General features: G+C 54.2%; 11 protein-coding genes. 7 read left to right on the top strand and 4 right to left on the bottom strand.

Going from position 1 to position 9,357, the window contains the following annotated elements; translation table 11 throughout:
* Positions 1 to 199 precede the first annotated feature (199 nt).
* Positions 200 to 763, bottom strand: coding sequence for a D-glycero-beta-D-manno-heptose 1,7-bisphosphate 7-phosphatase (gene gmhB / locus U869_RS0114725; protein WP_025120911.1), 564 nt, complete (start codon positions 761 to 763; stop codon positions 200 to 202).
* A gap of 186 nt (positions 764 to 949) precedes the next feature.
* Here gmhB and metN point away from each other — a divergent pair, with 186 nt between their 5' ends.
* The 7 genes from metN to U869_RS0114690 all read left to right on the top strand — a co-directional run bounded on the left by metN (position 950) and on the right by U869_RS0114690 (position 7,481).
* A complete protein-coding gene (gene metN, locus U869_RS0114720) occupies positions 950 to 1,981 on the top strand; it encodes a methionine ABC transporter ATP-binding protein MetN (protein WP_025120910.1) in 1,032 nt (343 codons plus the stop codon).
* Positions 1,974 to 2,627 (top strand): methionine ABC transporter permease MetI, encoded by a 654-nt coding sequence (locus tag U869_RS0114715; RefSeq protein WP_025120909.1) that lies wholly within the window; start codon positions 1,974 to 1,976, stop codon positions 2,625 to 2,627. The genes metN and U869_RS0114715 overlap by 8 nt, the downstream gene beginning before the upstream one ends.
* Positions 2,628 to 2,719: 92 nt before the next feature.
* Entirely contained in the window at positions 2,720 to 3,535 is an 816-nt protein-coding gene (locus U869_RS0114710) for a MetQ/NlpA family lipoprotein (protein WP_025120908.1), read from the top strand.
* A 117-nt stretch (positions 3,536 to 3,652) separates the two neighbouring features.
* Positions 3,653 to 4,057, top strand: coding sequence for an Rcs stress response system protein RcsF (gene rcsF, locus U869_RS0114705; protein ID WP_025120907.1), 405 nt, complete (start codon positions 3,653 to 3,655; stop codon positions 4,055 to 4,057).
* On the top strand, positions 4,054 to 4,761 hold the full coding sequence (tsaA, locus tag U869_RS0114700; protein ID WP_025120906.1) for a tRNA (N6-threonylcarbamoyladenosine(37)-N6)-methyltransferase TrmO: 708 nt from the start codon (positions 4,054 to 4,056) through the stop codon (positions 4,759 to 4,761). The genes rcsF and tsaA overlap by 4 nt, the downstream gene beginning before the upstream one ends.
* A 120-nt stretch (positions 4,762 to 4,881) precedes the next feature.
* A complete protein-coding gene (gene proS / locus U869_RS0114695) occupies positions 4,882 to 6,600 on the top strand; it encodes a proline--tRNA ligase (RefSeq protein WP_025120905.1) in 1,719 nt (572 codons plus the stop codon).
* A gap of 65 nt (positions 6,601 to 6,665) precedes the next feature.
* Positions 6,666 to 7,481, top strand: a complete 816-nt coding sequence (locus U869_RS0114690; protein ID WP_029987554.1) for a YaeF family permuted papain-like enzyme — start codon at positions 6,666 to 6,668, stop codon at positions 7,479 to 7,481.
* 164 nt (positions 7,482 to 7,645) lie between these two features.
* Here U869_RS0114690 and nlpE read toward each other — a convergent pair whose 3' ends face one another.
* From nlpE to U869_RS0114675, 3 genes are read right to left on the bottom strand one after another with little or no spacing between them, the layout of a single operon-like run.
* Positions 7,646 to 8,332: an envelope stress response activation lipoprotein NlpE gene (nlpE, locus tag U869_RS0114685; protein ID WP_025120903.1), complete on the bottom strand. Its 687-nt coding sequence runs from the start codon at positions 8,330 to 8,332 to the stop codon at positions 7,646 to 7,648.
* 41 nt (positions 8,333 to 8,373) lie between these two features.
* Positions 8,374 to 8,787 (bottom strand): alternative ribosome rescue aminoacyl-tRNA hydrolase ArfB, encoded by a 414-nt coding sequence (gene arfB, locus U869_RS0114680; protein WP_025120902.1) that lies wholly within the window; start codon positions 8,785 to 8,787, stop codon positions 8,374 to 8,376.
* Between the two features lie 3 nt (positions 8,788 to 8,790).
* The gene (locus U869_RS0114675; RefSeq protein WP_025120901.1) at positions 8,791 to 9,339 is read right to left on the bottom strand and encodes a YaeQ family protein; all 549 of its coding nucleotides are present in this window, start codon (positions 9,337 to 9,339) and stop codon (positions 8,791 to 8,793) included.
* Positions 9,340 to 9,357: the final 18 nt, after the last annotated feature.

The raw sequence follows: 9,357 nt of genomic DNA, 5'->3' as shown, positions 1-9,357 counted from the left end.
CTCGAGGAGGCGTATACTACGCTTTCCTCTTTCAGAGTCAACCTTAATTTCAGGTTTTTTTCTCTGCGACCCCGGAGACTGTGTGAAGTTGTTCACATGTTCCGTGTCGATGGAGGCGCATTATAGGGAGCTGGTTCAGAATGACAAGGGTTAATATGCACTTTTATTCTGACCGCTCACTATTCATGCACAATGCTGCTTAAACCCGCTTTTTAATCGCTGCTGGCAGCTCTTGCAGGCTGTTTAGCACCCAATCCGCCGCTTTCTCACCTTCTTCAGTGACTGGCTTGCCGGTGCGCACCAACACTTTAGTGCCTACTCCTGCCGCCGCAGCCGCCTGCATATCCTCGATTTTGTCGCCAACCATATAAGAAGCCGCCAAATCGATATTCAGTTCTTTCTGCGCCTGCAGCAACATGCCCGGCTGCGGTTTGCGGCAATCGCAAACCTGGCGATACTCTTCTATTACTGCATCGGGATGATGTGGGCAGAAATAGATGCCGTCCAGATCGACCTCACGGTCGGCCATCGACCAGTCCATCCATTCGGTCAGACGCATAAACTGGTCTTCGCTAAACTTGCCACGGGCGATACCGGACTGGTTGGTGACCAGCACCAGCGCGAAGCCCATTTTTTTCAGTTCACGGCAGGCGTCAATCACACCATCGATAAACTGGAAATCATCTATTTCATGGACGTAGCCATGATCGATATTAATCGTGCCGTCACGATCTAAGAAAATTGCTGGAACGCGTTGTGTCACCGGTATGCTCCTGAAAGCCTGAAAACCGCCACAGTATCGCATGTTTTCGCCGAGACTGAGAATGACGAAGAACAGCGTTAACGTTGACTTGGACGTCTAGACGCCTTAACATCTGATCCTGACCTTGGCTGCAGCCGAGGTTTCTGTTTATTAAGCCACGGCAACCAAGCTAAAAATAAGAAGAATATGATTAAACTTTCCAACATCACCAAAGTGTTCCAGCAGGGGTCGCGCTCCATCAGCGCACTTTCTGACGTGACTCTTCACGTTCCTGCCGGACAGATTTATGGCGTTATCGGGGCCTCAGGCGCCGGTAAGAGTACGCTGATCCGCTGCGCCAACATGCTTGAGCGCCCAACGTCAGGTACCGTTCTGGTTGATGGCCAGGATCTGACCTCCCTGTCTGAAGGTGAGCTGACGCGCGCACGCCGTCAGATTGGCATGATCTTCCAACACTTCAACCTGCTTTCTTCACGCACGGTCTTCGGCAACGTTGCCCTGCCGTTGGAACTAGACAGCACCCCACGGGCGGAAATCAAAAAACGCGTCGTTGAGCTGCTGGAGCTGGTTGGTCTGTCGGACAAGCACGACGCCTACCCTGCCAATTTGTCTGGCGGGCAAAAGCAGCGTGTCGCCATCGCTCGTGCATTGGCCAGCAATCCTAAGGTTCTGCTGTGTGACGAAGCAACCAGTGCGCTGGACCCAGCCACTACCCGTTCTATTCTCGAACTGCTGAAAGACATCAACCGCCGTCTGGGGCTGACCATTCTGTTGATCACCCATGAAATGGACGTGGTGAAGCGTATCTGCGATCAGGTTGCGGTGATCAGCCAAGGTCAGTTGATTGAGAAAGACAGCGTCAGTGAAGTGTTCTCACATCCCAAGACGCCGCTGGCACAGCAGTTTATCCAGGCCACGCTGCATCTGGACATCCCGGATGACTATGCCGCGCGTCTGGTGCCTGAACGGACCGGTGGGCGCCAACCGCTGTTGCGCCTGGAATTCACCGGCCGCTCGGTCGATGCACCTTTACTGTCAGAAGCGGCTCGTCGCTTTAACGTGAACAACAATATTATCAGCGCACAGATGGATTACGCTGGCGGTGTGAAGTTTGGCGTGATGCTGGCTGAACTGCACGGCACCGATGAAGATGCACAGGCAACGATTAAGTTCCTACAAGAAAATCAGGTAAAAGTAGAGGTTCTGGGTTATGTCTGAGGCAATGATGTGGTTGATGGTCCGTGGCGTGTGGGAAACCGTTACGATGACCTTTGTCTCCGGCTTCTTTGGCTTTGTCCTCGGCTTACCGGTAGGCGTACTGTTATATGTGACCCGCCCAGGGCAAATCATTGCCAACAATACCGTATATAAGGTGTTGTCTGGGTTGGTGAATATTTTCCGTTCCATTCCCTTCATTATCTTGCTGGTATGGATGATCCCATTCACCCGGATGATCGTGGGCACCTCCATCGGTTTGCAAGCGGCTATCGTGCCACTTACCGTCGGTGCAGCCCCGTTCATCGCTCGCATGGTAGAAAACGCCCTGTTGGAGATCCCGTCAGGTCTGGTTGAGGCCGCGCGTGCGATGGGCGCTACCCCAATGCAAATCATCACCAAAGTGCTGTTGCCTGAAGCGCTGCCGGGTTTGGTGAATGCCGCCACCATCACGCTGATCACCCTGGTGGGCTATTCTGCCATGGGCGGTGCCGTCGGTGCCGGTGGCTTAGGTCAAATTGGTTATCAGTATGGTTATATTGGTTATAACGCGACCGTGATGAATACGGTATTAATATTACTGGTGGTGCTGGTGTATCTGATCCAGTTTGGTGGCGACCGTATCGTGAAGGCCGTTACCCACAAATAGTTTTACCAACGCGCTGACATCTACTCGATAGCTTGCCTGGCAGGATAAAGAGTAAAGCGTATTTCTTATGCGAGTCTAATTGAGGAAGGGATATGTCGTTAAAATTTAAATCCATCGCAACCATCGGCGCACTGATCGGTACTCTGGCTCTGGCCGGCTGCGGCCAGGATGAAAAAGATCCAAACCATATCAAAGTGGGCGTTATTGTCGGTGCTGAACAGCAAGTGGCTGAAGTGGCACAAAAAGTGGCTAAGGATAAGTATGGCCTGGACGTGGAGCTGGTGACCTTCAACGACTACGTGCTGCCAAACGAAGCCTTGAGCAAAGGCGATATCGACGTCAACGCCTTCCAGCACAAACCTTATCTGGATCAGCAGATCAAGGATCGTGGTTATAAACTGGTTTCAGTCGGCAACACCTTCGTGTACCCGATCGCCGGTTACTCTAAAAAGATCAAATCCATTGATGAGCTGCAAGAAGGTTCACAGGTAGCACTGCCAAACGATCCAACCAACCTGGGCCGTTCACTGTTGCTGCTGGAAAAACAGGGTCTGATCAAACTGAAAGACGGTGTTGGCCTGCTGCCGACCGTGCTGGACGTGACCGAGAACCCGAAGAAGCTGAAGCTGGTTGAGCTGGAAGCGCCACAGCTGCCACGTTCCCTGGACGATCAGCAAATCGCGCTGGCCATCATCAACACCACTTATGCCAGCCAGATTGGTTTGACTCCGGCCAAAGACGGCCTGTTTGTTGAAGACAAAGACTCACCTTACGTCAACATCATGGTTGCCCGTGAAGATAACAAAGACGCGGAAAACGTGAAGAAGTTCGTGCAGGCTTATCAGTCTGACGAAGTTAACGAAGCGGCCAACAAGATCTTTAACGGTGGTGCTGTCAAAGGCTGGTAATCGTTCTTAAGCCATTTTATTCCGATAATTGCAAGACGGGCTTCGGCCCGTCTTGTTATTTGTGCCAGAGATTGCTTCAATAGCGCCACTTTTATTATAACAAGGCAGGGGATCTCAATGCGTGTTTTACCTCTCTGTTTGTTAGCACTTGCGCTAACTGGATGCTCTACGCTGCACACAGCCCCATCCACGACAAACAGCACCACGACCAAGGCAGCACCCGCGCCGGTCAAAGCCACTCCGGCAGCCCGTCCGGCTCCGGTAAAACTGTACAAGAGTGCCGAAGAGTTAGTCGGTAAGCCTTTCCGCGATTTAGGTGAGGTTTCAGGCGAATCCTGTCAGACCACGGTTCAGGACTCCCCGCCGAATCTGACCACAGCGCGTAAGCGTATGCAGACCCGAGCCTCCTACATGAAGGCCAACGCGGTGTTGCTGCATGACTGTCAGATTGTCAGCGGCGTCGCCGGCTGTTACCAGCAGGCCATCTGCCAGGGCTCTGCGCTTAACGTCTCAGCCAAATGACCGAATTTATTTTCGAGCAGATCGGTACCATCCGCTCGCCTTATAAAGAGAAGTTCGCGGTTCCCCGCCAGCCTGGGCTAGTGGAAGACGGCGGCGGCGAACTACTGCTGTTGCCGCCTTACAATCAGGCCGAAGCGGTACGTGGCCTCAGCGAATTCAGCCATCTGTGGGTAATGTTTATCTTTCATCAAACCATGGAAGGCGGCTGGCGTCCTACGGTGCGGCCTCCTCGTCTGGGGGGAAATGCGCGTATGGGGGTGTTCGCTACCCGCTCTACTTTTCGCCCTAACCCCTTGGGGATGTCGCTGATCGAACTGAAAGGCATACGCACTCATGGTGGGGAAGTGGTGCTGGAATTGGGCAGCCTGGATTTGGTAGACGGCACGCCCGTCGTCGATATCAAACCCTATCTGCCGTTTGCAGAAAGCCATCCAGCAGCACGAGCCGGGTTTGCCCAGGCGGCTCCGGCCGGGGATATGCCCGTCTATTTCTCACCCCAGGCGGAACAACAGCTACAGCAACATCTGCGACGCTACCCCAATTTACGCCGTTTTGTCACTCAGGTGCTGGCGCAAGATCCTCGCCCCGCTTATCGAAAAGAAGAAGCCAGCGGGCGCGAATATGCGGTATGGTTGTTGGAGTTCAACGTGCGCTGGCGGATCGTTGATAGTCAAACCGAAGTGTTGTCGCTCGACGCCCGTTAAAATTCCGTCCGCTCTCTTTTGACAACCGGCTTGCGCTGGTAAACTAAGCCACTTTTGAAAATTTTGGCTGCCGCTCCTGGCAGCCCGATGCAATTTGCAGTTCTAACGGAACCAAACACCATGCGTACTAGCCAATATCTGCTCTCCACACTGAAGGAGACACCTGCCGATGCCGAAGTGATCAGCCACCAGCTGATGCTACGCGCCGGGATGATCCGCAAGCTGGCCTCCGGTCTTTATACCTGGTTGCCAACCGGCCTGCGCGTTCTGAAGAAGGTTGAAAACATCGTTCGCGAAGAAATGAACAATGCTAACGCGATCGAAGTTTCCATGCCGGTTGTCCAACCCGCAGACCTCTGGCTGGAAAGTGGCCGTTGGGAGCAGTATGGCCCGGAATTGCTGCGCTTTGTCGATCGCGGCGATCGCCCGTTTGTGCTGGGTCCGACGCATGAAGAAGTGATCACCGATCTGATCCGCAACGAAATCAGCTCTTACAAGCAGTTGCCGCTGAATTTCTTCCAGATCCAGACCAAGTTCCGTGACGAGGTTCGCCCACGTTTTGGCGTGATGCGTTCGCGTGAATTCCTGATGAAGGATGCCTACTCCTTCCATACTACTCAGGAATCTTTGCAAACGACTTACGACGCCATGTACGAGGCCTACAGCAAGATCTTCAACCGTATGGGCCTGGATTTCCGTCCGGTGCTGGCCGATACCGGTTCCATCGGTGGCAGTGCGTCGCATGAGTTCCAAGTGCTGGCGCAAAGCGGTGAAGACGATATCGTGTTCTCAACCGGTTCCGACTATGCCGCCAATATCGAGCTGGCCGAAGCGGTTGCCCCTGCTCAGCCACGCGCTGCGGCAACGGAAGAACTGCGCATCATCGACACGCCTAACGCCAAAACCATCGCCGAGCTGGTTGAGCAATTCCAACTGCCGGTAGAGAAAACGGTGAAAACCCTGATGGTTCACGCCCGTGAAGAGAGTGGCCACAAGCTGGTTGCCCTGCTGGTGCGCGGCGATCACGAACTGAATGAAATCAAGGCCGAGAAACTGCCACAGGTCGCGGTTCCACTGACTTTCGCCACGGAAGAAGAAATCCGTGCCATCGTCGGCGCAGGCCCTGGATCTCTGGGCCCGGTCAATCTGCCAATCCCAGTGGTTGTCGATCGCAGCGTGGCCGCCATGAGCGACTTTGGCGCCGGTGCCAACATCGATGGCAAACACTACTTTGGTATCAACTGGGAACGCGATCTGCCGCTGCCACAGAGCGCCGATATCCGTAACGTGGTGGAAGGCGATGCCAGCCCAGACGGTAAAGGCACGCTGCTGATCAAACGCGGTATCGAAGTCGGTCACATCTTCCAACTGGGCACCAAATACTCAGAAGCGATGAAAGCGACCGTACAGGGTGAAGATGGCCGTAACCAGGTGCTGACCATGGGTTGCTACGGTATCGGCGTGACGCGTGTGGTGGCTGCTGCCATCGAACAGAATCACGATGACCGTGGCATTATCTGGCCGGACGCGATTGCCCCATTCCAGGTTGCCATTCTGCCAATGAACATGCACAAGTCATTCCGCGTGCAAGCACTGGCTGAGGAGCTCTACAATACGCTGCGTTCACACGGCATCGACGTGATCCTGGACGATCGTAAAGAGCGCCCAGGCGTGATGTTTGCCGATATGGAACTGATTGGCGTACCTCACTCCGTCGTGATCGGCGATCGTAACCTCGACAGCGAAGAGATTGAGTACAAAAACCGCCGTAGCGGCGACAAGCAGATGATCAAAACCGGCGAAATCATTGATTTCCTGCTGGCTCAGATCAAACGCTGATCGATAGCCAAGGCCCCCCAGAAGGGGGGCCTTGTTAATGGACGTTGTTGTTAAAGGATTAACGTATGCCACTGTGCAGCCCCTCGGCTACCCGCCTGTTTACCTTGTGTTCGCTGTTGTTGACCGGTTGCACCATGGACGTAGGTTTATCAGATCGCGAAAAACATCCGATTAATCCCGTCAACGTCCAGTTTCAATCAGTAAGCTCAGCCCCCGGCAAAACCCTGCGCGACATCAATCAGGCCGACCTGCAACCTGGCGACCTGCTGTTCTCCTCAACCATAGGTTTGAAATCACTCGGGATCCGTATCTTGAGTACTTCGTCAGTCAGCCACGTGGCCGTGTATATTGGCGAGGGGCAGGTTGCTGAAGCGGTAGGTGAAGGCGTGCAGATTATCAGCCTGAAAGAAGCGCTGACCCATAGCGACAAGATGTTTGCTTTACGTATTCCCGAGCTGACAGCGGAGCAAGCCGGCCAGATCCGCCAATTCGCCAGCCAAAAGGCTGGCAGCCGTTATAACTATATGGGCATTGCCGAAATGGTGCCCTTTATGATGACCAAACAGCTGTGTTCGCTGAACCCCTTCTCTGCCGATTTCCGCCAGCAATGTGTCCAAGGCTTGGCCGCAGCCCAGCTGAGTACGCCGACCGGTGCTGAGTCGTCCTATTTCTGTTCGGAGTTTGTGATTGCCGCGTTTGAAAACGCCGGGCATCCGCTGACGATGGCCGCCCCAGGCTGGGTTAGCCCAGGCGATTTACTGCATATGCGGGAAGGGGATCTTGCCACGATGGCACCAAGCCGGGCATTGGTCTACGTTGGCCATATCAAACCGGGGATTTATTTGCGTTCGCGGGCGTTAGCTAAAAATCAGGTGCCCTAACCCTCTCCCAAAGGGAGAGGGGACCGAATGTGCCACAATTTAACTCCCGCATCTGGACTTAACACGGGCGCAGCATGCGGCGCCCCTACGCAGTACCACATCAGTTGCCAACGATGCTGAACCAGCTCCCTCGCCCTTTGGGAGAGGGTTGGGGTGAGGGGCAATCAGTTCGCGCAGCTCTTGTTGTTGTCAAAGGCAATCTTGCCACCCGGTTCCGGGATCAGCGCTTTTTCCATCTGCCCTTCTTCCATCGAAGGTTGCACGCTGAAATGCCCGTTCAGCATCAGGAATACCGGTTCGCCCGGCGCACGCTGCGCCTTCAGATAGCCCTGCTCCAGTGCAATATTATTGGCGACCGGGAAGGTTTTGCCGGTGGCACAATCCTGGAACACCGCCGCATCAGCCATATAGGTATACAGCCCGGTCAACGGCATCGGCGTTGTCGGCAATGATTTCGTCACCGGCGAGAGCACATAATTAAGCTTGGATACGATCGGTGCCCCGCTGCGATCCAGCATTCTCAATTGCTTGCCTTCCGGATGGAAATAGCGTTTTTCACCGTTGCTCTCGGTCAGCACCAGCTTGTCCGCCGTGCGCGCCCATTTGCCGTAGCTGGCAAAGGTGCTGTCGCCATCTCTTGAACCACGGTAGGTTTCCTGCAAGATAAAGGTGCCGTCTTGATCGAGGAACAGTGTGGTATCCAGCCCAGTGCAATCGGCACAAGGCAATAATCCCTGATAGCTCTGTTGCATCGGCTGAAGCGGCTGTTCTTTTGGCTGGTATTGATTGTTACACCCCAGCAATGAAAGGGCTCCTGCCGCTAAAAACAGGGCAATGGTTATTTGCTTCAAGTTATTCTCCTGTTGTCCATCCGTTGAGGCCACGACGCCGGCTAAGGTAAAACCTTGCCGCGCAGCGCCTTGGTGGCGCCTTTACGCACCTTGCCTTCAAGACGGCGTAATTTGGCGCCTTTACTCGGTTTGGTGGCCCTGCGCGTCTTTTCGACCACCATCGCCTTTTGGATCAGCGCCACCAGCCGAGCCAGTGCCGCTTCACGATTCAATTCCTGGCTGCGATATTCCTGCGCTTTGATAATCACCACCCCATCGGCCGTGATTAAGTGATGATTCAGCCCCAGTAACCGCTCTTTATAATACTCTGGCAGGCTGGACGCCCGGATGTCAAAGCGCAAATGGATCGCCGTTGAGGTTTTATTCACGTGCTGCCCACCCGCACCCTGGGCGCGGATAGCCGTTAATTCTATTTCGTTGTCCGGTATGGCTACGTTTCTTGACAGTTCCAGCACCGGTTACACCTGCGCCTGCTGCCATTCGGCAAATTGAATTTCCAGACTATTCTGAAGGTCTGAAAGCCAGATGGTGCCTTCCTGTAACGTCGCCTGCAGCGTCATATTGCGGCTGGCTAGCGCGGTCACGCGGGACAGTTGTTCATCATCGAGGAAACGGATGCTCAGGTTCTTATGGTTGGCGACCTTGCTCTGCATAGACTGCCACCAGACATGCCCGGCGCGATCGCCATAGGCGTAAAGCACCACCCGAGGCGACTGATTGCAGGCTTTCTTGATCCGCTTCTCATCCGGCAGCCCCAGCTCAATCCACATTTCCAGTCCGTTATGATCGTTACGCCGCCAGATTTCCGGCTCGTCTTCCGCACTCAGGCCTTTGGTAAACACCAGGCGTTCGTCGGCATGGCAGATCCAGGCCAGCAGGCGCAGCATCATGCGCTGTTCGGTTTCTGAAGGATGCTGGGCCAGCGTGAGTGTGGTATCAAAGTAAAAGTGACGATCCATATCAGCGATATTGAGCGTGGCTTTATATATTGTAGCTTTCAGCGCCATGGGTAACCTCATTATTAA

The organism is Serratia sp. H1w, from assembly GCF_000633355.1.
GTDB lineage: Bacteria > Pseudomonadota > Gammaproteobacteria > Enterobacterales > Enterobacteriaceae > Chania.
This window is presented reverse-complemented; position numbering and strand designations above follow the sequence as displayed.